Here is a 23,973-nt window from a genome sequence, read left to right as displayed (position 1 = left end):
GATATGCAGGAGTTAAATAAGCTTCTTGGAATTGACTGGACAAAGGGAGTTGTGAAGTTCGAGGAATTAAGAAATTATGCTAGAGGTTCATATACAACACGAAAATAATTAAAAAAGATAGCCAAACTCCTTGTCCCCCAAGGGGTTAGCTATCTTTTGTCTTTTTTAAAGTGATAAACTCGGGATTATATCTTTGTTCGGTTGAACAATATTTAAATCACCACCAATTATAATACCTGACTTTGTTATTGCTGAAGCTCTAGCTATGTCCGTGGGAGTTTCGCCAGATGATGGAATTAAAACTTCATTTCCCTCACTATAAACACTATCATCTTGAGCTACTACAAAAGTGTCTGTGGTTTCTATGGAAAATTGAAAATCAGTATACATGCGTCCATAAAGGATGATTTTAGTTCCAGAATTAGCTAAATCTTTCTTAGTATATCCTTTCCCTTTTGAAAAATTCGCAATTGTCCCCAGCTTACGCTGTTCCCAAGTGTTTGTATAGGAATGGAAAATGATTGCAGTAAATACTCCAATATGATGTGAAATGTTTCCAGAAAACGATGATTTCGCGTCGGAATTATGGAAATGACGCTCACGCTGCTGAAGGGTGATGAGGTGGTCGAGCGTGGAGAAGAAAGTGCCGATGGATTGTTGTTCCAAAATCGAAGGTATCGGGACAATAAAATCTTGAATTGTCGGTTTCCTCAAAGAATCTACGGTAGCCTTTACTGTATATTGCATGGCATGCTTCTTAAATGATTTCATCATGTACTGCAAAACAAATTGGGCGTAACTATTTGTGAAATCCGAAATTTTATAAACTCTTTGATGATATGCAAATTTACCATTAATGTAATGAAAAATCTCACCTAATCTCCCTTCACCAGGAATTAATATTGCTTCGCCATCAAATGAATATGTATCACTTCTAAGTACTTCCGCTGACCTAATATAGAATGGATACAAACCCTCGTCGCTAGCGTCCTGAACATCTTTATCCCCAGTTTTAATATCCGTCAATTCTCCCAACTTTCGCTGTTCCCAAGAGGGCGCAAATTAACGAGATTTTTAGTAGAATATAACTGATAACTAATATCTGGAACAGACAAAAGGCAATTAAGATTCGAACTTATCCATTATAAAAAATCTCCGAATATTAATGGTTTTCAGGTGATGAAAAATGATGAAATATTCTACGACATGGAATTGAAGGAATAGTACCGATGAAATATACGGATCAGGTGTTCCAATAAGGTTGATGCACACTATATATTGAAAAGGAAGTGAAAGAAATGAAAGAAAAAAATCTTATACCAGCTATACGCTTCAAAGGTTTTACCGAAACTTGGGAACTGCGTAAGTTAAAAGATATTACAACGGAGAGCTTTGGTGGGGGAACACCTAAAACTTCAGTTAATGAGTATTGGAAAGGGAATATTCCGTGGTTTCAGTCAAAAGATATTTTAGAAGATAAACTTTTCGATAATCAACCTCAAAAATTTATTACCAAAGAAGCTATTGAAAAATCTGCAACAAAACTTATTCCGTCAAATTCAATCGCTATTGTGACACGGGTTGGTGTTGGGAAACTTTCTTTAATACCTTATCAATTCTGTACTAGTCAAGATTTTCACACATTAAGTGGATTATTAATAGACGAAAAGTTTGCGGTTTATGCAGTCTACAAACTATTACAATCGGAAAAAGTAAATGCTCAAGGAACCTCTATAAAAGGTATTACAACTTCGGAATTGCTTTCAAAATCTTTATTTATACCATGTGACAAATCTGAACAAAAATCCATCGGATCCTTCTTCTCTGCTCTCGACCACCTCATCACCCTTCAGCAGCGTGAGTTAGAATCTTTGAAAGCAGCAAAGAAAACGTTACTTTCAAAGATGTTTCCGAAAAATGGTGAAACAATTCCAGAAGTTCGTTTTCCTGGATTTACGGACGCTTGGGAACAGCGTAATTTTTCTAACGTAATTGACCTCACAATTTCAAATAATACACTCTCTCGTGCTGCATTAACTTATGAGGATGGCGTAATAAAAAATATACATTATGGAGATATCTTAGTTAAGTTTGAATCTATTTTAGATATTAATGATGATATAGTCCCTTTTGTTACTAATGGAAAAGTTACAGAATTCAAAACTCAATTACTAAAAAATGGAGATGTGATTTTAGCGGATTCAGCAGAAGATGAAACTGTAGGTAAAGCGATTGAAATTACTGGGATTTCAAGTGACAGCTTTGCTGTAGCTGGGCTACATACAATAATTGGACGTCCAAAAATTCAATTTGCTCCTAAGTTTTTGGGATACTATCTTAACTCCCCGTCATATCGAAAACAATTAATCAAACTTATGCAAGGTATTAAAGTCCTTTCTTTAAGCAAGAAAAATATTGCTAATACAAAGATTGTATTTCCAAAAAGTGTCACTGAGCAACAATCCATCGGCTCTTTCTTCTCCACCCTCGATTACCTCATCACCCTTCAACAGCGTAAGTTGGAGTTGTTGAAAATGCAGAAACAGACACTGTTGAAGTTAATGTTCCCTCGTTAAGAATGGTATTTAGAATAGTAAAGGAAACACAATGTCAGTAGAGAATAATTCAAAAACACTTTATCAAACTTTATGGAATGCGGCGGATATTCTTCGTGGGAAAATGGATGCGAATGAGTATAAGTCTTACCTTTTGGGGCTGATTTTCTATAAGTATTTATCAGATCAATTGTTATTTGCAGTGTGTGATAACTTAGATGAGACATTCGTGAACTTAAAGCAGGCCCAAGCTCTTTATGAAGAAGGTTTACAGGATGAGGAGATTCGTCAGGATTTACTTGAGGTTCTGGAGGATGAACTTGGGTATGTACTGGAAGCTAATTTGACATTTACGGCTCTTGTGGAAAAGGTATATAACAACCAGTTCCAATTGGAGGAGTTGGCTCAAGGTTTCCGTGATATTGAGCAGTCTAATGAGATCTTTAATAATTTGTTTGAAGACATTGATTTATATTCCAAGAAATTGGGGTCTACGGCTCAAAAGCAAAATCAAGTTATTTCGTCTTTGATGAAGGAACTGAATGAGTTGGAATTGAATACTCATAACGGCGATGTTCTTGGAGATGCTTATGAGTATTTGATTGGTCAGTTTGCTTCGGATTCAGGTAAAAAGGCGGGAGAGTTTTATACACCTCAAGCGGTTTCACACTTAATGACACAAATTGTATTTCTTGGTCGTGAAAAGCAAAAGGGGATGAGTCTTTATGATCCGACGATGGGATCTGGTTCTTTGTTGCTAAATGCCAAGCGTTATAGTCAAGAAGCTTCAACAGTTTCCTATTTCGGGCAAGAAATCAATGCCTCCACCTATAATTTAGCACGGATGAATATGATGCTGCATGGGGTTGCGATTGAAAATCAGAAGCTCCATATTGGGGATACCTTGGATTCTGATTGGCCAACGACAGAGCCAACGGATTTTGATGGAGTTTTGATGAATCCTCCTTATTCTCAAAAATGGTCAGCGGATAAAGGTTTTTTACAAGACCCTCGTTTCTCTAATTTTGGCGTTTTGGCTCCGAAGTCCAAGGCTGACTTCGCTTTTCTTCTTCATGGTTTTTATCATTTAAAACACAATGGGGTTATGGCTATTGTACTTCCGCATGGGGTTCTCTTTAGGGGGAATGCAGAGCAAAAGATTCGCCAACATCTCTTAGAAGAGGGGGCGATTGATACGATTATTGGTTTACCGGCCAATATTTTTTATAACACCTCCATTCCAACTACGGTTATTATTTTGAAGAAAGATCGAACAAAGAAAGATGTTTTGTTTATTGATGCTTCAAAAGAATTCCAAAAGGAAAAAAATCAGAATATCATGACGGAAGAACATGTGGCAAAGATTATTCAAGCTTATCAGGATCGTCAAGATATTGAAAAATTCGCCCATGTGGCAAGCTTTGAAGAAATAGTGGAGAATGACTATAATCTCAATATTCCTCGATATGTCGATACGTTTGAAGAAGAGGAAGTGGTACCATTACCAGACTTGGCCAAGGATTTACGCTCCATTCAGGATGATATTGCAGCAACGACCAACGAACTGATGAAAATGCTTGGAGAATTAGAGGGGACAACCGTAGAGGCTCAACAGGAATTGCAAGAGTTTATGAATCTTTTTAAATAGTTGAGGTACAGAATGGCAGTAAAAGAAGTACAATTTGAGCAAGATTTAATTACCCAGCTTTGCAGTGGTGAAAGTCAGTGGGTTTATCGTCCGGAGCTGAACTCAGAGGATCTCTTATGGAGAAATTTCTTTGAAAAACTAGAAGCTAACAATGTCAGTAAATTAGCGGATACTCCACTAACAGAGCAAGAAAAGTATCAGATTAAGAATCAACTCAATTTCATCAACTACTACGAAGCTGCTAAGTGGTTAGCAGGGGAAAATGGGATTGCAAAGGTACAGATTCAGCGTGAAGATGCTTCACTAGGTACAATTCGGTTAGATGTTGTGGGACGTCTGGAAGTGGCAGGTGGTCGTTCCAGTTATGAAGTAGTTAATCAGGTTCGATTTGAACGAAATACCAACCGTCCTCGGATTGGAGATGTAACCTTGCTTATTAATGGCTTGCCCATGATTCACATTGAATTGAAAAGTCGCTCACATCCATTCATGGATGCTTTTCGCCAAATAAAAAAATATGATGAGGAGGGGCAATTTAAAGGGATTTACTCTACTCTTCAAATGTTTGTGGTTTCGAATATTACAGAAACTCGCTACATAGCAGCAGCGAAATACAATAAATTAAATGATCGCTTTTTAACTCAATGGGTAGATGAACTCAATAATCCTCAGCCGCATTTATTTGATTTTGCTCAGAAGGTATTATCAATTCCTACTGCACATCAGATGGTGATGCAGTATTCCGTGATTGATGATGATAAAAAGTCTTTAATATTGCTTCGTCCTTATCAAGTTCATGCGATTGAAGCTATTAGTGAAGCGAGTCGTCGTCGAGAATCGGGATACATTTGGCATACAACTGGTTCTGGTAAGACACTAACTTCGTACAAGGTGGCTAGGAATTTACTCCAGATTCCTTCGATTGAAAAGACACTTTTTGTGATTGACCGACAAGATTTGGATCAACAAACGACCTCAGCCTTTCTTTCCTATGCAGAGAATGACATGATTGATATTGATCAAACTGATGACACGGGGAAATTGCTGAAGAATTTGGCTTCTGATGAAAGACGAGTAGTGGTTACGACCATTCAAAAATTGAATAATTTGCTCAAGCAATTTGAGGAAGGAAGACATAAGCGTTATTATGAGCGTGTGAAAAATTTGAAGCTGGCCTTTGTTGTTGATGAGTGTCACCGAGCAGTGACGCCAGAGCGTCAGCGAATTTTAGAAGGTTTCTTTGCAAATTCTTTGTGGTATGGATTCACTGGAACACCGATCTTTGCGGTCAACAAGCGAGAGCAGAAGGGAGACTTGGCTCAGACAACCGAAGAACAGTATGGAAAATGTCTACATGAGTATACTGTTAAAGAAGCTATTCATGATAAGGCTGTACTTGGATTTCAAGTGGAATATCAAACCACTATGCCGGATATAGCGGAAGAAGAAATTCAAGAGTCGTATTATGAAAATAAAGAACATATGCTTCGGGTTTTGGATGGAGTGTTAAACCAGTCTAAACGAAAACTTGGATTTAAGAATGGGGCCGGAGCTACTTATGTTGGACTTTTGACGGTGAAATCAATTGCGCGTGCGCAGGCTTATTATGATTTAATCAAAGAAATTAAAGACGGGCAGAGTTCTCTAAAGATTTCTGAATCCATCAAAAAGGTCTTACCTGATTTTCCCAAGGTAGCGATTACCTACTCTGTGACTGAAAATGAAGAAGATTCTATCTCCAATCAAGATAAGATGGAAGAGAGTCTGAAAGATTATAATGAAATGTTTGGGACTCACTTTACTCTCCCAACTTTGGATACTTATAATACCGATTTGAACGAGCGTTTGGCACGTAAAAAAGATAAATATGCCAAGCGAGAAGAACAGCTAGATCTCGTGATAGTGGTAGATCGTCTTTTAACCGGTTTTGATGCCCCTTGCTTATCTACTATCTTTATCGACAGACAACCAATGAAGCCCCAGCACCTTATCCAGGCCTTTTCAAGGACAAATCGTCTTTTTGATGCAGGGAAGAAATATGGCCAGATTGTAACCTTTCAAACACCAGACCGATTTAAGGAGAAAGTTGATGAAGCTCTGAGTTTGTACTCAAATGGTGGGGAATCCTATGTTTTAGCTCCTAAATGGGAAGAGGAAAAAGGACGTTTCCTTGAGAAAGTGAATCAGCTAAAATTGATTGCTTCAAATCCTGATAAGACCCCTGATTTAGATTCAGGTACGGATGCGGAATTGAAACGATTCGCTAAGGCTTTCCAAGAATTTGATAAACTTCATGCCTCTATCCAGGTATATACGGATTACAATCAGGCAGAAATTTACCAAGAGATTGAATGGACACCTGAAGTTTTAGAAGAGTATCGTGGGCGATATGAGAATACAATTGCTGAACTACGTAGACGAAAAGATGATTTAAATGTGAACGATGGACTGGTCATTGATATTGAATATGAATTAGAGTCCATACGGACAGATGAAGTGAACTATCACTACATTATTTCACTCATTCAAAATTTGATCGACAATAAAGAGGATTCTTTAACGCAAAGAGACAAGGATGTTGTAGATCGGTATATTGAAGACCTAGCGGCACATAACTCAAAATTGGCTCAGTTGATTGAGAAAATTTGGCAAGAAGCCAAAGAAAATAATTTCCAAGGTGAATCTGTAGCTCATCAATTGGATTTACTTATCGAAAAAAACACTGAGCAATTGTTAGCGACTTTGGCAGATGAATGGGCAGTTGGTTTGGAGGAACTGAAATTTGTAGCCTCTAATTACCGCCAAGGTTTGGAGAAACAAATCGGTGAGAAAGCCTTAACAGATTCTGCTGACTATGCCCGTTTCAAAAGTCAAAAAGGTGACGACGCACCCAAGAAAATAAGATATAAAAATATTGTCAAAAAGAATCTATTTGCGATGATTGAGGAAGAAATCCTGCCATTGAAGAGTAGGTAGATAGGTCACATATTATCTGATGTTTTTTGTATTTAATTCCAAGGGATTGACTCGGGCTTTTATTTTAAGGTTAACAGATTTCGAGGGAAGAAGATGTGTGAAGAAGTTGTTGTATATAAAATTCGAGAGATTGATATGGGAGAAGGAGAGAAAAAATATTCTCAACTTGGCAATTTAGAAGCACACTATTATTTTGCAAAAGCTAATAAGGGGAAAGTGCTTTTCACAACAAAATCGAAATTGTTCCGAAAAGATAATCATCCGAATCTAGGAGACTATTTATTATTAGCGATTCCAGATGGTAGTTTTGGGTTTCTAGCTAGGGTACTTGAAAAAGGTAGATATGATAAAGAACCAAGTAATCCAGAGATTAAAGTGCCCTGTCAATGGAGTGAAATAAATAAGTCAGAGAAGGAAAATGAGTTTAATTGGATTGCTCTGGAATTAACGGAAGACAGTGGCTTGAGAAAGGGAATTCCAAATGTTCCAAAAGGAGTCAGTCCTCGGTATATGTCTTTGAAGGATGTTTTGAATTCACCGTTAGCGAAGTAAGGAGTGTCATTGTATGATGAATTCCCCCCCTTGCACTCATCCTCTCCCTATGCTATGGTAATTCTATCCAAGTTCGTCTGAGTGGTATCTTGTCTATAATATAGAAACAATGTAAACAGTATCTCTGGCATGTTATTGGATAAGTTATGTTTTCTATTATGATTAGATTTTGTGAGTTCCCTGCGGTATATGTGGGGGACTTTTTTGATTCAGTAGTATATAATTTTAAGGATGTGGAGTATTTAGGGAATTTTATTCTACAGAGATATAAGGAAGAGGACAAAATTTTATGACTGTAAAAAAATTTGCCACGAACTTTGGTGATTTTTCTGATTGCTTTGGTTTTGGTAGTGGGTGTGCTTTATTTGGCTCTTTTTAATGGGGATATGATTTTTGACATCACGCGCTCTTTGGGGATGTCAGAGGAGCATGCCAACAACGTAGCCATGATTATCATCGCCATCCAAGCGCTGTTTCTAACGTCCGACTGGCTGTATGGCCCGGATTTTGTCTTGGCTTGAGGCGGGGAGGAGGCAAGGGGGCTTCTATCGTGGTTTGCGGATGGGGATGGAGGATTTGCTGGCTTTTCCCAAGCGTACGAGTTTGTTTGTTTTCTACCTCTTTCTGATTGTCGGTAAGCGTGTGGGTCTGGTTTCCCAATCTTCTGCTGATTATGAGATGTTGGCGGTGTTTATAATTGCTATAGACCGTGTGACCAAGATTTGGCCGACGGAGAGAGAAGATTTTCAACGCTTTTGGCATGGGATTAAAGCCTACTTGTCTGAAATGGATTGATGATTAAAAAAGCGCCTAAAATCGTTTGATTTTAGGCGTGTTTTTTCGAATGAATAAATAAAGAGAGAAGGGCTAGGGCGAGGAAGCTGGCTCCGATGAGCCAATAGGGTTGGTCCAAGGTTGTTGATCGGCCGGATAAATTAATGATGCCACGGAGGAGGAAGCTGGCAGTGAGGGTGGCGATGCCGGAGTTCCAGAGGTTGTAGCTGAGTCGTGAGAGCTTGGGTCTGAATTTCATGAGTGTCAGGAGGAGGCTGCCACCGGCTAGGGGAACAGTCCAGATGTAGTGCATGAAGAAGGAGACTTCGCCATAGCTGAGGCTTTCGTAGATGCGACTGAAGAGGAAGAGGAAGACTGTGAGGGCTAGGTAGGTGATTAGGTTTCTTCTGAATCGTTGGCTGGGATTAGTAACCGATGTAGACAATGTCGCTGACCTCTCTTTCTGAGATGGTGTTTCCGTTTGTGGTGGGTTTGTTGATGACTTGGCCGTTGAAGTAGAAGGTGGAGGAGCCACCGCCGTCTAGGTTGTAGGCGGTTTGTGCGCCGTATTCTTTTAGGACTTCTGCCATTTGGTAGAGGGAAAGTCCTTGGCTTTCTTCTGTGCGGCTGTCGGCGACGACGATGATGTAGTGGTTTTCGTCAATGATACCGATGGCGGAACGGGGGTTGGAGGCCATGGCACGGCCGACTTCGGTGCTGGTGTCGACAGCGATTTGACCGTTTTCAATGAGGGCGGGTCCGAAGGCCAGGAGGTTGACGACGCCGTCGTCAACCAGTTCTTGGGCGGTGACTTCGGTTTCCTTGATGATTTTGAAGGAGCCGTCGGCGTAGATGGCCAGGTCGCCGAAGTCAGCATTGTCTCGGACGGTGTCGCGGTAGATGGTGCCGTTGCGGATGACGTATCCGGATGCGTTGGCACCGTAGTAGTCGCCGTTGACGGCGAGGATGGCCTTATTTTGGCTGGCGGTCTCAGAGGTTTTGGCGGTGATGTTAGTGCCATAGGTGTTCTGGGCAAGGGCTGTTTTGAGGTAGTCTGCGGAGCTGACGTGGATGTCGGCGACGTAGACGGTTGTGTCATTGGTTGTGATGGTTTCCAAGTTGATTTGGATGTTGTCATCGGTGTAGCTGGTGTCAGTTGTGGAGACATTGGTTGGGCTTGTGGTTGCTGATGAGGAGGTGTTGGTGGCGTTGACGCTGGTCATAGCTTGGGATAGGACAAAGGTTTTTAGCAGGGAGTAGCTGAAGCCGCCAGTCAGGAGTAGGCCGAAGATGCTGGCGTAGGCGAAGGGTTTCTTAAGCAATTTCACGGCTATACGAATTCCTTTCTCTGAAAATGACGTTTTTTTGCACTGTCCAAGACAGTAGGAAGAGGAAGAAGCCTACTATAATTTTTACCATATAAAGATTCATTCCTAAAATTTGGTGAAAAAGGTAAAGAAGGGCTGTGTCCGCAAGGAAGAGGGTGAGGGCTAAGGTGAAGTAGCCAGCCCCCGTGCGGGTAAGACTGTTCCGGTTGTGAAAGACCAGCTTCTTATTGAGGCTGAAGTTGAAAATGGAGCTCGTGATGCGAGCAATGGTATTGGCTAGCACCAGGCGGGTTGCTGTTGGCAGTGCAGCAGTTAGCAGGAGGAGAAGGGCGTAAACAGCGTAGTCAACAAGGAAACTGCTGAGGGAGGATAGTGCAAACTTCAAGAGATTCTTATAAATCAGCAAGCTATCTTGAATAGGCCGGAAGTGGGAACTGGCGTTGTCATCGATGTAGATGGTTTGGATCGGGACTTCGGTCATTTTGTAACGTTGGCTAGCCTGGCTAAGCATATTCATCTCATATTCGTAGCGATTCCCTTCGACCTCTAGCATGAAAGGAAGCAGGTCGGTGTGGAAGGCTCGGAGACCAGTCTGGGTATCGATCACATTGACTCCAGTCTGCAGACGAAACAAGACCCTGGTGAGCTGGTTGCCAAAACGGCTGCGCAGCGGGATATCCTTGGTGAACTGGCGAACACCCAAGATAAGGCGGCTAGGCAGGTTCATGGCTGCGTGAGCTAGTCGGTCAATGTCCTGCACAGCGTGCTGTCCATCCGCATCTGCGGTTACCACTACCCCATCCTGACCGAAAACTTGCAGATACTGAAAGGCTGTCCGCAAGGCTTGCCCTTTTCCTTGATTCCTCTCATGGTGCAAGACAGTCGCGTAGGATTTGGCAGCCTCGATGATTTCTGCAGACTTTCCCGTGCTGCCATCGTCCACGACGATAGTTTGACAGTCCAAGCGCTGCATCATAACGGTTAATAATTGGATCAGTTTTTCATCCGGTTGATAGGCTGGGATCACTACATAATACATATCGCTTACCTCGTTTTTTCTTCTTGCGTTTAAGAATACGGGACTTTTCTGAAAGCAATCTGAAAATAAGCGAGATGATGAATTGGGTTAAGAGTTGATTAAGGAGAGAGCGGGGGTTGGGGCTTTTTACAAGTTTTCCTGCAAAAGAAAATACACCCTAGTTGTCGGAACTAAGGTGTAAGTTGAATATTGGTAGATAAAATATTGATGTATGGAGGTTATTCACAACCAATTCCATCTCCATCGCGATCTAGATGACTTCCATAACCAGGTTGTCCACTGTAAACTGGAGCTGCACCAGCAGCTCGGGCTGCAGCACAGTTGGGATAATAGGCATTCGCGGTAGCTTGTTGTGCAGCAATCTGAGCTTGTCTCTCAGCTTCTTGTTGCGCAGCCGCTTGAGCTTGTCTTTCGGCTTCTTGTTGTGCAGCCGCTTGAGCTTGTCTTTCAGCTTCTTGTTGCGCAGCCGCTTGAGCTTGTCTTTCAGCTTCTTGCTGCGCAGCCGCTTGAGCCTGCTTCTCAGCCTCTTCTTTAGCAGCCTGCTCTGCTTGGCGTTTCGCCTCTTCTTCAGCTTTTTGCTTTGCTTGTGCTTGTTTTCTCTCTTCTTCTATCTTTTTCTCTGCAGCTAATTCTTCCTCTTCTTTTTTTGAAATCTCGTTCGCAATTGAGTTGATTCGTTTTTGAAGTGAAGATTTTAATGTTTTATCAGATAATGCATCAACTTCTTTTTGAGCTGCCTGAAGATTGCTCTTTGTTTTATTTTTTTCTAGTTCTTTGACTAGTTTTTCAGCCTCATTATTATCTTTCTCTTTTTCGGAGGGCGCTTTCTCTGAGCTAGCTGTAGTTTTTGCTTCAGAAGAGGCTACAGTGGTTGAGTTACTAGTAGTGCGTTCTGGACTAGGTGTAATATAGCCGATTAATAATGCAGACCACACACTTGTTCCAATTGCGATTCTTCGGAATATTTTGTTGGGATCTCGCTTTTTAAAATACCAGATAGCTACAATGGATGCTAGAAATATGAATGTTAGAATAGTTGTCATCAGAATTCTCCTTTTGCAATTTTGTATACGTTTACAATATAGTTGTATTTTAGTTAAAACTGTACCAAAAGTCAATGTCATAATGGATATCCATTACAAAATTTCACTAGGACTTTCGGTCGATGAGCTAACTTCAATCCGCCAAGCGTCCCAATAGACTTCATACACTACAAGCAAAAATCGAAACTAACCCTCTATAAAGCTTTGTGTATCAATGGTTTCAGCGATTTTGTTTATCTAAGAAGTGATAAACAAATTTAGCGCTAGTTATTGTAAGAAGCTCCTCAAATAGTCTTCGGCCGTTTTTGAATGGTTCATCTGCCAATAGTCCAAATAGTCTTCACACTGCAGTGGAAAAATGTGATCGATACATGTCAATCCCTTGTTTAGTGAGTGTTCCTTTTATTTTGTCTCTGGAGGAAGGTTGAACAAATTCTTCAAGCAGACTCTGACGGAAATTGGATCAGGTTTGACCTCTGTGGAGCATAAAAATATGCCAAGTCTAGGAGGAGTGAGTATCATGGCAACTATAACCATTCGTATAGATGAATTCTTAAAAAAAGGAAAGTAGTGAAATTTTTGACCAGTTAGGAATGGATATGACAACAGCAATTCGAATTTTTTTAAAACAAAGTGTAATGAATAGAGGATTGCCTTTTGAGCTGAAATTGTCTCCTCAGTTAGATGTTGCTGAGTTTTATCATTTAGTCAAATCTGTTAGTCCTATTGTTAAGGTTGGTGACAATAATCCAAAATCTGTTAATCAGTATTTTGGAGATGAGAATGAATATCCAGAGTTTGAGGATTATTTTAATGATTGATGAATTAGAGATTTACTCAGTTGTTATTTCTAGGATTCAGGATAGTGATGGGACAGGTTCAAAAATCCGCCCTGCGGTAGTTGTGAAGTTCAACGATGAGGCTATTCAAACCTATCGAATCACTAGCAAATTTGAGTCTAAATCAGAAATAATAAAATCTCAGTATTTAGAAATTATTGATTGGTATCAAGCAGGATTGCATAATCCGTCATATATCGATATGATTCAAATATACTCTTTTAGTTTATCTTTTATTACTGTGTTAGCTCGTCTTGCCGTACTTCAGTACTGTCTGCGACTCGCTGCCTTGTACTAAAAGCAAACTAAAAGACTATATATGAGTTAGATTTAAATGAATTTGCCATTCAATTGATTGGTAAGTTATCAAAAAGGGATAGAGACCGCTTGATGGACTCAGGAATAAAAAACAGATTTAATGACTGCATAAAGGTTATTATTATGAATCAAAATAGAGGGTTGAGACTATTGTTTCAGCCTTTTCTGTTGCTTCCAACATTTTTTGTTTTATTTTTGATATAATGCAACAAAAAGCAAAGAGGAGCTTGGGATGAAAAAGCAGGAGCGTCTGGCTGAAATTACACGTTTGGTCCACAGGAAGGGGACAATTCGGATTTCCGAGATTGTTGATTTGTTGCAGGTTACTGATATGACGGTAAGGCGAGATTTGTTGGAATTAGAGGAGCAGGGGGTCTTGACCAAGATCCATGGGGGAGCCCGTTCCAATAAGGCTTTCCAGTTTCGGGAGTACTCCCATTCAGAGAAGGATGTGCAGCACCACGAGGCCAAGGTAGCGATTGCGCGGCGGGCTGCGGCCTTGATTGAAGAGGGCGATACGGTTTTCTTAGGGCCAGGGACCTCGGTGGCAGCCCTAGCTGCGGAGATTGTCAACCAGCGGTTGACAGTGATTACCAATTGTATGCCTGTCTTTACGGTTTTGTCCCAGAAGAAGTCGGAGACTTTTCAGGTTTTTCTCTTGGGAGGTGAGTACCGGCAGTTGACGGAGAGTTTCGTGGGTGAGATCACCAATACGAGTTTGGAAAAGCTTCGCTTTTCCAAGATGTTTTTTTCTGCCAATGGGGTTAAGGACGGGCAGGTGATGACGTCGACGCTGGCGGAAGCTTATACGCAGGGTTTGGCCTTGGAGCATTCCTTGGAGCGTTATCTGCTTTTGGATGGATCCAAGGTTGGGAAGGATGATTTTGCCAGTTTTTGTGAACTTAAGGATGTGACAGCCTTGGTGACAGATGTCCAGCAGGACGAGGAGTTGTTCCCTTTGTTGGAGGGGAATGTGGAGATTGTCAATGATTTAGAGTAGGAATGTTTAGTTTGGGAGTGAGACAGAACAATTTTTACAAATAAAATCGTTCGTTACAAGTCTTTGTTTCAAGTTGTAAGCTGAAACGGTTTCTCCCCAAACCGTTTCACTCCCACCTCCGGTCTAAAGGCATGTTGAATGCCTTTAGAGTTTCTAAATGAAAGGAACGAAGTTCATGTCAATGTTGATTCGGTTATTTTCGGAGGTCAAAGAATCAGGAATTGACTCTTTGAGTATCTGGCTAAGAGAACATGAAATGTTCTCTCAATAAAAGCGACCGAAAGTGCCAATCAACCACTGCGTCAAAGCGAATTCACTAACTAAAATAGGAAGGTTGAGGTTTTTACCCCAACCTCTTTTTTTGTTTCTTTAAACAAAAGTTGTTGATTTATTGTCTGATTAGGTGTACAATATAAACAAATAAACAACAAGTGGAGGTGCGCCATGAGAGTGATTGTGGGTGCGGATCCAGCGGGGAAAGGCTTGCTGGAGGAGGCTCAGTCCTATTTAGAGAGTTTGGGCTACCAGGTTTTGGATGTGAGCCAGGGTGTTGATTTTGTGGACACAACTTTGGCGGTTGTGCAAGAGCTGCTGACGGATCCGGAGGCGCTGGGGCTGGTGGTCGATGCCTTTGGTCAAGGGCCATTCATGGTAGCAACCAAGGTCAAGGGGATGGTTGCGGCGGTGGTGTCTGATGAGCGCTCGGCTTACATGACGCGGGAGCACAACAATGCTCGTCTGCTGACTTTTGGAAGCGAGGTCCTTGGTTCTTCTTTGGCCAAAAACATCGTTCGGAATTTTGTGGAAGGCCACTATGATGGTGGCCGCCATCAGATTCGCGTGGACATGTTGAATAAAATGTGCTGATTGTGTCAGGGAGGAGGCGACAGATGAAAATTGCAATCGGTTGTGATCATATTGTGACAGATGAGAAGATAGCCTTGGTGGATTATTTGAAGGAAGCAGGGCATGAGGTGCTGGACTACGGGGCTTATGACCATGTGCGGACCCACTATCCTATTTATGGCAAGTTGGTGGGTGAGGCAGTGACCAGTGGACAGGCGGATGTGGGCATTTGTATTTGTGGCACTGGCATTGGCATTACCAATGCGGCCAACAAGGTTCCAGGAGTGCGAGCAGCCTTGGTGCGGGACATGTCCTCAGCCTTGTATGCCAAAGAGATTCTAAATGCCAATGTGCTTGGATTTGGTGGTAAGATTACCGGTGAGTTCCTCATGCGGGATATCGTGCAAGCTTTTTTGGAAGCAGATTACCAAGCCAGTCCTCTGAGCCAGACGCTTTTGAAAAAAATAGCAGACTTGGAGCAGCCATCACAAAGTCAGAAGGATCCAGAGTTTTTCAAAGAGTTTCTTGAAAAGTGGGATCGTGGCGAATACCAGGATTAGGAGCAGGAGGTGCCTATGATTATTACAGTAACCCTAAACCCCTCGATTGACGTAGCTTACCAGTTAGAGACTTTTCAGTTGGACGGGGTGAATCGTGTTCAGGATGTTCGGAAAACCGCGGGTGGCAAGGGATTGAATGTGACCCGTGTCCTACAACAGCTAGGGGACCCCGTTTTGGCTACGGGATTTCTTGGGGGAGGATTAGGTCAGGTTTTGGCGCAAGAGTTGGACCGACAAGGGATTGGCCATTCCTTCAAGGAAATTGCGGGGGAAACCCGTAATTGTGTGGCTGTTTTACATCAGGGTCAGCAAACAGAGATTTTGGAGCAGGGGCCGGAGATTAGCCCAGAGGAGGCTCAGGCTTTTACAGCTCATTTCAAAGAGCTTTTAGCAGAGGCTCAGTGGGTGGTCTTCTCCGGTAGTCTGCCTAAGGGCTTGCCGGTTGACTTCTATGTTTCCTTGCTAGCGCTTTGCCAGGAAGCAGGGGTCGGTGTGCTCTTGGATACGTCAGGGGCTTCTTTAGAAGCGGTCTTGGAAAGTTCTGTTCGTCCAAATCTGATTAAGCCTAATTTAGAGGAGTTGAGTCAGTTGGTGGGTCGGGAAGTTAGTCTGGACTTGGCTGACTTGAAAGCTCTTTTGGCTCATGAACGCTTTGCCGGGATTGACTGGATTGTTGTCTCTCTTGGCGCCGCAGGCGCTTTTGCCAAACATGGAGACAAGTATTATCGGGTCCGTATTCCTAAAATAGAGGTGGTGAATCCTGTTGGATCGGGTGATTCTACGGTGGCTGGTCTGGCATCAGGGCTTTCACAAGGATTGGCGGATGCGGACGTGCTCAAGCGCGGAAACTTGCTGGGGATGCTCAATGCGCAAGAGGAAGCGACGGGCTTTGTGAATTTGGACAAGGCGGCGGACTTGCTTGAGCAGATTGAAGTGGAAGAGGTGTGAGATGGGATTGGAAAAGTTGACTACTGAGACGGGTTTGATATCGGCCTTGGCCTTTGACCAACGGGGAGCATTGAAAAAGATGTTGGCCCAGCATCAGGAGACGGAGCCGACTGCTGAGCAAATGGAGATTCTGAAACGCTTGGTGTCTGAGGAATTGACCCCTTATGCTTCCTCCATCCTGCTGGATCCGGAATTTGGCTTGCCAGCAGCTCAGGTGCGGGCGGAGTCTGCGGGGCTTTTGCTGGCTTATGAAAAGACGGGGTATGATACGAACTCTAGCAGTCGCTTGCCGGATTGTTTAGAAGACTGGTCTGTTTTACGTCTCAAGGAGGCGGGAGCAGATGCTGTGAAATTCTTGCTTTATTATGATGTGGATGGAGATTCACAGGTCAACCAACAGAAGCAGGCTTATGTTGAACGGTTGGGCTCAGAATGTCGGTCCGAGGGCCTTCCTTTCTTCTTGGAAATTGTCTCCTATGATGAGCAGTTGGCTGATACGACTGGTTTGGACTATGCTCGAATCAAACCGCATAAGGTGAATCAAGCGATGGAGCTTTTCTCGGATTCCCGTTTTGGTGTAACGGTACTCAAAGTCGAGGTTCCGGTCAATATGAATTTTGTAGAGGGATTTGCACAAGGTGAGGTAGCCTATAGTCGAGCAGAAGCAGCAGAGTATTTCCGCCAGCAAGAAGCGGCTACCCATTTACCTTATATTTACCTATCTGCCGGTGTATCTGCCCAACTGTTCCAGGAAACACTCAGGTTTGCGGCGGAAGCTGGTGCTCGTTTTAATGGCGTTTTGTGTGGACGGGCCACTTGGGCTGGCGTCGTACCTGTCTATGTTCAGCAGGGGGAAGAAGCTGCGCGTGACTGGCTGCGGACGGTCGGCCGTGAGAACCTGGAAAGCTTGAATCGTGTATTAGCTGAAACAGCTACGCCGGTTTAAAAGAAAGGGTTTACATAACTTCCAACAATATGTTATAATGGATTCAATAGCATGAATAGGGTGGATTGTAACTAATTCGATTAGGCAAGACTACAGATGAATCAGAGGACAGGGGTTCTCGGTTTGTTTGTAGTCTTTTTCTTTTTTTAGAATTATACTGAACTAATTTCAAACTCAAAATACTCAAGGAATTTCAAAAAATGATGAGGCACGCAATCAATAAGTCCATCAGAGCGGCTTGACAACGTCAGAATTTGAAATTCAATGAGTATAGTCTTTTAGTTTGCTTTTAGTACAAGGCAGCGAGTCGCAGGCAGTACTAAAGTACGGCAAGATAAACTAAAAGAGTATATTAGAAAGGAGGAAGTATGTATCGCGTTCTACAGAGTCTGAATAACAATGCAGCCTTGGTTAAAAATGAAAGAGGAGAGCAGGCTGTGGTCATGGGACTGGGGATTGCCTTTCAAAAGCGAAAGGGAGATCTTCTAAAGCCAGAAAAGGTAGAGACAGTCTTCTCTCTCCATAATGAAGAAGCCAAGGAAAATTTTCTAACCCTGCTCAAGGATATCCCCTTAGATTTCATTACGACTAGTTATTCAGTTATTCATTACTTGGTAGACCACTATCACTATCCCGTACAGGAATACCTCTATGTGACCCTAACGGATCATATGCGCTGTTCCTATCAAGCGCTCCTGAAGGGGACTTATCAGGAGAGTCATTTGCCAGATATGTCTGGCCAATACCCTTTGGAATACCAGATGGCCCAAGAAGCTCTTGCCCTCTTTCGGCAAAAACTATCGGAAGAATTTCCTCAGGATGAGGTGGGTCGGATTGCCTTACATCTCATCAATGCTAAGGGTGAGACCTTGCCGGATACCCATCAGGAACAGGAGTTGGGCAAGCAGATCCTGGAGAAGGTGGAGGAGGTTTTGCAAGAACAGGGAATTCGCAGGCAAAAATTCAACAGTAATTTTTATGATCGGTTTATGTTGCACTTGTCCTATTTCCTCAGTAATTTAGAGCGTGGAAATGAACAGGCGATTTCTTTGGATGACCTAGACCAGTCAATCCGGAAGACCCATCCCCAGGCTTATGAGATTGGGAGTCAGATTTTTGCTCTGATTCAGGAAGTGGTTGACCAGCCGATTCCCAATACGGAACGGTTTTACTTGGTTTTACATATTCAACGGTTATTGTAAAAAAAGGAGGTTCTGAGATGAATCGTGAAGAAAGTACCTTATTAGGTTTTGAAATTGTGGCTTATGCAGGAGATGCTCGTTCTCGATTATTGGAAGCCTTGAATGCGGCGCAAAGTGGGGACTACGAGCGAGCAGAAGTGCTGGTAGAAGAGGCCAATGATTGTATTGTGCAAGCACACCAGGCTCAAACCAGCCTTTTGCAGAAGGAAGCAGCAGGAGAAGATTTAGCCTACAGTGTGACCTTGATGCATGGGCAGGATCATTTGATGACAACGCTGCTCTTGAAGGATTTAATGAAACATATGATTGAGTTGTATAGAAGGGGGTAAGGTCATGAATCAATTGATTGCTTGGATAGAAAAAGGCAAGCCTTTCTTTGAGAAAGTTTCTCGAAATGCTTACTTAAGAGCGATTCGGGATGGCTTTATCGCAGCTATGCCGGTGATTCTCTTTTCCAGTATTTTTCTACTGGTAGCCTTTGTTCCGAATATCTTTGGCTTTACCTGGTCTGAGGAGATGGTGGCGGCGATTATGAAACCGTATGGTTATACCATGGGGATTGTAGCGGTACTCGTTGCTGGGACAACGGCTAAATCCTTGACGGATGCTTTTAACCGAGACCTGCCTAAGACCAATCAGATCAACTTCTTGTCGACCATGATGGCGGCGATTTCTGGTTTTTTACTGCTAGCAGCAGATAGTTTAGAAGGTGGCTTAGCCAATGGTTATATGGGAACGAAAGGTTTGCTGACAGCTTTTCTAGCGGCCTTTATGACGGTTAATCTGTACCGACTTTGTGTGAAGAATAATGTCACCATCCCCATGCCTCAAGAAGTTCCGCCGAATGTGTCTCAGGCATTTAAGGATATTATTCCGTATGCTCTTTCTATCTTTGTCCTTTATGGCTTGGATCTTCTCAGCCGTCAATTGGTTGGAACCAGTGTGGCTGAGGCGATTCTCAAAGCGTTTGAACCCCTATTTACAGCAGCAGATGGTTACTTAGGGATTACGCTGATTTTTGGAGCCTACGCCCTTTTCTGGTTTGTTGGAATTCACGGTCCGTCGATTGTGGAACCAGCCATCGCGGCGATTACTTATGCCAATGTGGAAGCCAATTTCCAACTCTTGCAGGCTGGGCAACACGCAGACAAGATTTTGACATCAGGGACTCAGATGTTCATTGTAACCATGGGTGGTACTGGGGCGACCTTGGTGGTTCCCTTCATGTTCATGTGGCTCACCAAGTCTAAGCGGAATCGAGCTATTGGCCGTGCATCGGTTATTCCGACTTTCTTTGGAGTGAACGAACCGATTTTATTTGGGGCGCCGATTGTGCTCAACCCTGTCTTTTTCCTTCCGTTTGTTTTGGCTCCAATTGTGAATGTCTGGATCTTTAAATTTTTTGTGGACAGTCTCAAAATGAATTCCTTCAGTGTTAACCTGCCTTGGACAACCCCTGGTCCACTGGGAATTATCATGGGGACCAACTTTGCTCCTCTAGCCTTTTTGCTGGCGCTCCTCTTGGTCCTAGTGGACACAGCTCTTTACTATCCTTTCCTCAAGGTCTATGACCAACAAATCTTAGCAGAGGAGACGGAAGGTCAGCCAGAGCCGGTTTTGGAACCAAAAGAAGAAGTTTCTGTTCAAGAGGAAGTGACCCAAGAAACCAATGTCTTGGTTCTCTGCGCTGGTGGTGGAACGAGCGGTCTTTTGGCCAATGCGCTCACCAAGGCTGCCCAGGAATACGGGGTGCCCGTAACCGCCGCAGCGGGGAGTTATGGGGCTCACCGGGAAATCTTGCCGGAGTATGACTTAGTGGTCTTGGCACCGCAGGTAGCTTCGAACTATGAAGATATCAAGCAGGAAACCGAGGCTTTGGGCATCCGCCTGGCTAAAACCGAAGGGGCAGAATACATTAAATTGACACGGGATGGACAAGAAGCCTTGGACTTTGTTCGGAAGCAGTTGCAGTGAGGGAGGTCTTGTATGAGGAGACAATTGCCAGGTGATTTTCTCTTGGGTGGGGCGACAGCGGCCTACCAAGCTGAAGGAGCGACGCAAGTTGATGGGAAAGGTCCTGTTGCTTGGGATCAGTTTTTAGCGGATCATTATTGGTTCAAAGCGGACCCAGCTTCTGATTTTTACCATCAATATCCGGTGGATTTAGCTCTGTGTGAGGAGTTTGGAGTCGGTGCTCTACGCATTTCCATAGCTTGGTCACGGATTTTTCCTAGGGGATGGGGTCAGGTGAACCCTCAAGGGGTAGAGTTCTATCACCGCCTATTTGAGGAATGCCGCAAACGGGGAGTTGAGCCTTTTGTGACTCTGCATCACTTTGATACTCCAGAGGCACTCCACAGTCAAGGGGACTTCTTGAATCGAGAGACGATTGACCATTTTGTGGATTATGCAGCCTTTTGCTTCCAGGAATTCTCGGAGGTTACTTACTGGACCACCTTCAATGAAATTGGCCCCATTGGAGATGGTCAATATCTGGTCGGAAAATTCCCACCCGGAATCCAGTATGATCTCGCAAAAGTTTTCCAATCCCACCATAATATGATGGTTGCCCACGCTAAAGCTGTCTTGCTCTATAAACAGGCGAGGTATGCAGGCCAAATCGGTGTGGTTCACGCTTTGCCCACCAAATACCCCTATGATCCAAACAACCCTGCCGACATCCGAGCCGCAGAACTAGAAGACATCATCCACAACAAATTTATTTTGGATGCGACTTATCTAGGCCATTATTCGTCGGCAACTTGGACTGGAGTGCAGGAGCTATTAGAAATCCACGGTGGAAAACTGGATCTTCGGCCGACCGACTTTGAGGCTTTAGAAGCAGCCAAGGACTTGAATGATTTCCTTGGGATTAATTACTATATGAGCGACTGGATGCAGGCTTGTGAGGGAGAGACCGAAATTATCCACAATGGAACTGGCCAAAAAGGCTCCTCCTCTTATCAAATCAAGGGAGTTGGCCGCCGACGGGCTCCCGAATCGATCCCTAAAACCGATTGGGATTGGATCATCTATCCCCAAGGACTGTATGATCAGATTATGCGCGTGACCAAGGATTACCCGAATTACAAAAAAATTTACATCACCGAAAACGGTTTGGGCTACAAAGACCAACTTGAGCAGACTACCGTCCATGACGGCTATCGCATTGATTACATCCGCCAACATCTGGCAGCCATTGCGGACGCCATCACAGATGGCGCCCAAGTCAAGGGCTACTTCCTCTGGTCTCTGATGGACGTCTTCTCCTGGTCCAACGGGTATGACAAACGCTACGGCCTCTTCTACGTCGATTTCGAAACACAAAAGCGCTACCCCAAACAAAGCGCTTACTGGTATCGGAAGTTGGCAGAAGACAAGTGGATAGACTAATACTTAACTAACTTCTAAATCGGAATACTCGAAAAATTTCAAAAAGATGACTAGGAAAGCCGATGATGGTAGAACTAAGGTTCACCGAAGAGGCTTGACAACGTCAGATTTTGAAATTTAATGAGTATAAAACAAAAGCAGAAGTTCTATTATTAGAGGTGAGAACTTCTGCTTTTTTGGTGGCTACTATACCTTGTTTGAAAGTAAACTGTAGTCTTCAAGAATTTGGCTATGTCTGATTAAATGGATTTGGCTATGACTATTCTCCTGGAAGATGGCTTTTGTTTCTAGATCTTTTGTGAATTCATAGTGCAAGTCATCAACAAGAGCGATATATTCTGTGTTTGTTCGGTTGTATTGAAGAATCCGAGTATCCATGGCTAGTAGTTTTGCTCGATTGAGGTCATTTCCATTGGAAATGGTTCGTACTAGTCGTTCAATTTTATTGGTTGGAATAGCGAAATCAAATTGAACGGTAATTCCTTCTTTTCCGGTAAAAGAGGGGCGATTGGTGAAGAGGATTTTCTGCTTGTCTAACAGAATTCTAACTTCTTCTTGGAAGACGTTCTTGACCTGTTTATTTTGCAGGACAATCATATCATTAACCTGCATAATTGTTTGTAGCAGGCGTTGCTTTGCGATTGGAAATTGATCGATACTTGTTGTGATACACAGTTCATCCTCTTTTACCTTTGTTCCTAAAGGAGTGACGATTGTGTTTAAAATGTTTTTTTGTGTGCTACCACTAAATGAAATTCCATGATGTTTTAGAAAATTGAGTGTCCAACCATCATCAGTGAGCAATACTTGATTTGAGGATAAGAATTCTGAGTAGAGGATGATAGAATCGGATTCGTTGTCTAGAAAAGGTGTTTGTATTTCAATAACGTTTTGATCAATTTGGTTAAACTTGTACTCCTCGAACAACCAATTGAAGTAAGTGTTTTTCAAAAAATCAGAATGTGACATACTAGTTCCCCTTTCTGATGTTTGTATAGGATAGGAATGAATCGAAGGTGTCAATAATATGAGTTATATTTGGGAAGTCAGATTCAGATAATAAGACTGCGGTTGCATCTTTTTTAGTATATTGATTTGAATAGACATGAATGTGACTTCCGATGATGACAGTTCCATCTGGATTGGTATGTCTATTACTGGGATTAATGTCTAAACGAATGATAGGTTCTTGCAAATTTTTAAGTCTAAGGTGGATACTATAGCGTTCAGGATTTCGCTTACCTCTGAAAACATGAAGATGGAGGTTGGATAAAAGTCTCAACTACCCTATGTTAGTGAGTGAAATCACTTTGACGCAGTGGTTGATTGGTGTTTTCATTCGCTTTTTAAGCTTAGAAAACAACCTAATCAACTGTGCGGAGGTGGGACTACGAACAGTTTTCGGTAGAAAACTGTTCTGTCCCACTCTCCAATGATAACAATATCCGAATTGATTTTACCGAAGAGTGAAGAGAGTTCATAGTATAGGTCGGTCATTCTATCTTCATTTTTAGGCATCTTCAATCGTTTGATGATTGTTGCGATATCTTTGTCAGTTAAATTTGTTAGGTCCATATTCATATCCTCCCTTAGTTCATTGCATTTACCTCATTTCGTTCTATCTGCTTTTCTTCCTAATAACTAGGATCAATTCTTGTGTCTTCATTTTAGAATACTGTGATTAGAGAGTCAAATGATAACGTGGCAATAGTTAAGATGATTTGGGATATAAAGTCTTCTATTTTTTTCGAACAAAGTGTTCCTCGTGAAACTTTTTTGAATAGCATGTGGTGAGGCTGGGCAAAAACTAGCCAATAATTGAAAAATCACAGATAATTTGTACTTGGTTTTCGCCAAAAGATACAAATTTGTCTGTGATTTTTCTTTATCTTTTTCATATTGGACTAACCTCTTAGTCAATTTTGTAAGATTCATGCTCATTAAGAGGAGTCCTAACTCTGTTTCCACATTTTGATTTCCTCGAACATGAACTCGGCGCACGCCAA

At 42.5% G+C, this 23,973-nt stretch carries 23 protein-coding genes and 2 pseudogenes; 17 read left to right on the top strand and 8 right to left on the bottom strand.

Annotation, left to right across the window (positions count from 1 at the left end; translation table 11 throughout):
- Nucleotides 1–165 precede the first annotated feature (165 nt).
- Nucleotides 166–1,038: pseudogene (locus tag JEQ21_RS07360) on the bottom strand (restriction endonuclease subunit S); the annotation flags it as partial.
- A gap of 260 nt (nt 1,039–1,298) precedes the next feature.
- Here JEQ21_RS07360 and JEQ21_RS07355 point away from each other — a divergent pair.
- From JEQ21_RS07355 to JEQ21_RS07330, 6 genes are all read left to right on the top strand, one after another.
- On the top strand, nt 1,299–2,576 hold the full coding sequence (locus tag JEQ21_RS07355; RefSeq protein ID WP_199364731.1) for a restriction endonuclease subunit S: 1,278 nt from the start codon (nt 1,299–1,301) through the stop codon (nt 2,574–2,576).
- Between the two features lie 31 nt (nt 2,577–2,607).
- The gene (locus tag JEQ21_RS07350) at nt 2,608–4,203 is read left to right on the top strand and encodes a type I restriction-modification system subunit M (RefSeq protein WP_199364730.1); all 1,596 of its coding nucleotides are present in this window, start codon (nt 2,608–2,610) and stop codon (nt 4,201–4,203) included.
- A 12-nt stretch (nt 4,204–4,215) separates the two neighbouring features.
- The gene (locus JEQ21_RS07345; RefSeq protein WP_199364729.1) at nt 4,216–7,179 is read left to right on the top strand and encodes a type I restriction endonuclease subunit R; all 2,964 of its coding nucleotides are present in this window, start codon (nt 4,216–4,218) and stop codon (nt 7,177–7,179) included.
- Between the two features lie 93 nt (nt 7,180–7,272).
- Complete coding sequence (locus tag JEQ21_RS07340; protein WP_199364728.1) at nt 7,273–7,731, top strand: hypothetical protein; 459 nt, start codon at nt 7,273–7,275, stop codon at nt 7,729–7,731.
- A 305-nt stretch (nt 7,732–8,036) separates the two neighbouring features.
- Nucleotides 8,037–8,252 (top strand): hypothetical protein, encoded by a 216-nt coding sequence (locus tag JEQ21_RS07335; protein WP_199364727.1) that lies wholly within the window; start codon nt 8,037–8,039, stop codon nt 8,250–8,252.
- Nucleotides 8,227–8,526, top strand: a complete 300-nt coding sequence (locus JEQ21_RS07330) for a hypothetical protein (RefSeq protein ID WP_199364726.1) — start codon at nt 8,227–8,229, stop codon at nt 8,524–8,526. Before JEQ21_RS07335 ends, JEQ21_RS07330 begins: the two co-directional genes overlap by 26 nt.
- A gap of 31 nt (nt 8,527–8,557) precedes the next feature.
- Here the strand turns inward: JEQ21_RS07330 and JEQ21_RS07325 are convergent, their stop codons facing one another.
- The 4 genes from JEQ21_RS07325 to JEQ21_RS07310 form a co-directional block, all read right to left on the bottom strand.
- Nucleotides 8,558–8,950: a hypothetical protein gene (locus JEQ21_RS07325; protein WP_199364725.1), complete on the bottom strand. Its 393-nt coding sequence runs from the start codon at nt 8,948–8,950 to the stop codon at nt 8,558–8,560.
- Nucleotides 8,931–9,833, bottom strand: coding sequence for a phosphodiester glycosidase family protein (locus tag JEQ21_RS07320; protein ID WP_199364724.1), 903 nt, complete (start codon nt 9,831–9,833; stop codon nt 8,931–8,933). The genes JEQ21_RS07325 and JEQ21_RS07320 overlap by 20 nt, the downstream gene beginning before the upstream one ends.
- On the bottom strand, nt 9,820–10,872 hold the full coding sequence (locus tag JEQ21_RS07315) for a bifunctional glycosyltransferase family 2/GtrA family protein (RefSeq protein WP_199364723.1): 1,053 nt from the start codon (nt 10,870–10,872) through the stop codon (nt 9,820–9,822). Before JEQ21_RS07315 ends, JEQ21_RS07320 begins: the two co-directional genes overlap by 14 nt.
- 218 nt (nt 10,873–11,090) lie before the next feature.
- Entirely contained in the window at nt 11,091–11,996 is a 906-nt protein-coding gene (locus JEQ21_RS07310; protein WP_199364722.1) for an excalibur calcium-binding domain-containing protein, read from the bottom strand.
- Nucleotides 11,997–12,514: 518 nt separating this feature from the next.
- On the opposite strand from JEQ21_RS07310, the gene JEQ21_RS07305 reads away from it, so the two are divergent.
- The 11 genes from JEQ21_RS07305 to lacG all read left to right on the top strand — a co-directional run bounded on the left by JEQ21_RS07305 (nt 12,515) and on the right by lacG (nt 21,967).
- Nucleotides 12,515–12,736 (top strand): type II toxin-antitoxin system antitoxin, RelB/DinJ family, encoded by a 222-nt coding sequence (locus JEQ21_RS07305; protein ID WP_233340809.1) that lies wholly within the window; start codon nt 12,515–12,517, stop codon nt 12,734–12,736.
- Nucleotides 12,732–13,052: a hypothetical protein gene (locus tag JEQ21_RS10210; protein WP_325176128.1), complete on the top strand. Its 321-nt coding sequence runs from the start codon at nt 12,732–12,734 to the stop codon at nt 13,050–13,052. The genes JEQ21_RS07305 and JEQ21_RS10210 overlap by 5 nt, the downstream gene beginning before the upstream one ends.
- Before the next feature lie 252 nt (nt 13,053–13,304).
- Nucleotides 13,305–14,072 (top strand): DeoR/GlpR family DNA-binding transcription regulator, encoded by a 768-nt coding sequence (locus JEQ21_RS07295; protein WP_199364720.1) that lies wholly within the window; start codon nt 13,305–13,307, stop codon nt 14,070–14,072.
- Nucleotides 14,073–14,516: 444 nt separating this feature from the next.
- Nucleotides 14,517–14,939, top strand: coding sequence for a galactose-6-phosphate isomerase subunit LacA (lacA, locus tag JEQ21_RS07290; RefSeq protein WP_199364719.1), 423 nt, complete (start codon nt 14,517–14,519; stop codon nt 14,937–14,939).
- A gap of 23 nt (nt 14,940–14,962) precedes the next feature.
- A complete protein-coding gene (lacB, locus tag JEQ21_RS07285; protein WP_199364718.1) occupies nt 14,963–15,478 on the top strand; it encodes a galactose-6-phosphate isomerase subunit LacB in 516 nt (171 codons plus the stop codon).
- A gap of 15 nt (nt 15,479–15,493) precedes the next feature.
- Complete coding sequence (gene lacC / locus JEQ21_RS07280) at nt 15,494–16,426, top strand: tagatose-6-phosphate kinase (protein WP_199364717.1); 933 nt, start codon at nt 15,494–15,496, stop codon at nt 16,424–16,426.
- Nucleotide 16,427: 1 nt separating this feature from the next.
- Nucleotides 16,428–17,372 carry a tagatose-bisphosphate aldolase gene (lacD, locus tag JEQ21_RS07275; RefSeq protein ID WP_199364716.1) on the top strand — a complete coding sequence of 315 codons (945 nt, stop codon included), beginning with the start codon at nt 16,428–16,430 and terminating at the stop codon, nt 17,370–17,372.
- Between the two features lie 368 nt (nt 17,373–17,740).
- Nucleotides 17,741–18,574, top strand: coding sequence for a PRD domain-containing protein (locus JEQ21_RS07270; protein WP_199364715.1), 834 nt, complete (start codon nt 17,741–17,743; stop codon nt 18,572–18,574).
- A gap of 17 nt (nt 18,575–18,591) precedes the next feature.
- Nucleotides 18,592–18,903, top strand: a complete 312-nt coding sequence (lacF, locus tag JEQ21_RS07265; protein WP_199364714.1) for a PTS lactose transporter subunit IIA — start codon at nt 18,592–18,594, stop codon at nt 18,901–18,903.
- A 4-nt stretch (nt 18,904–18,907) separates the two neighbouring features.
- Nucleotides 18,908–20,548 (top strand): lactose-specific PTS transporter subunit EIIC, encoded by a 1,641-nt coding sequence (locus tag JEQ21_RS07260; RefSeq protein WP_199364713.1) that lies wholly within the window; start codon nt 18,908–18,910, stop codon nt 20,546–20,548.
- 12 nt (nt 20,549–20,560) lie between these two features.
- Nucleotides 20,561–21,967, top strand: a complete 1,407-nt coding sequence (gene lacG / locus JEQ21_RS07255) for a 6-phospho-beta-galactosidase (protein WP_199364712.1) — start codon at nt 20,561–20,563, stop codon at nt 21,965–21,967.
- Between the two features lie 186 nt (nt 21,968–22,153).
- Here the strand turns inward: lacG and JEQ21_RS07250 are convergent, their stop codons facing one another.
- From JEQ21_RS07250 to JEQ21_RS09955, 3 genes and pseudogenes are all read right to left on the bottom strand, one after another.
- Nucleotides 22,154–22,936: a DUF1828 domain-containing protein gene (locus JEQ21_RS07250; protein ID WP_199364711.1), complete on the bottom strand. Its 783-nt coding sequence runs from the start codon at nt 22,934–22,936 to the stop codon at nt 22,154–22,156.
- Between the two features lies 1 nt (nt 22,937).
- Complete coding sequence (locus tag JEQ21_RS10305; protein WP_442805121.1) at nt 22,938–23,249, bottom strand: DUF6978 family protein; 312 nt, start codon at nt 23,247–23,249, stop codon at nt 22,938–22,940.
- A 407-nt stretch (nt 23,250–23,656) separates the two neighbouring features.
- A pseudogene (locus tag JEQ21_RS09955) lies at nt 23,657–23,973 on the bottom strand (hypothetical protein); the annotation flags it as partial.

Source organism: Streptococcus sp. 121 (genome assembly GCF_016458205.1).
Classification (GTDB): domain Bacteria; phylum Bacillota; class Bacilli; order Lactobacillales; family Streptococcaceae; genus Streptococcus.
This window is presented reverse-complemented; position numbering and strand designations above follow the sequence as displayed.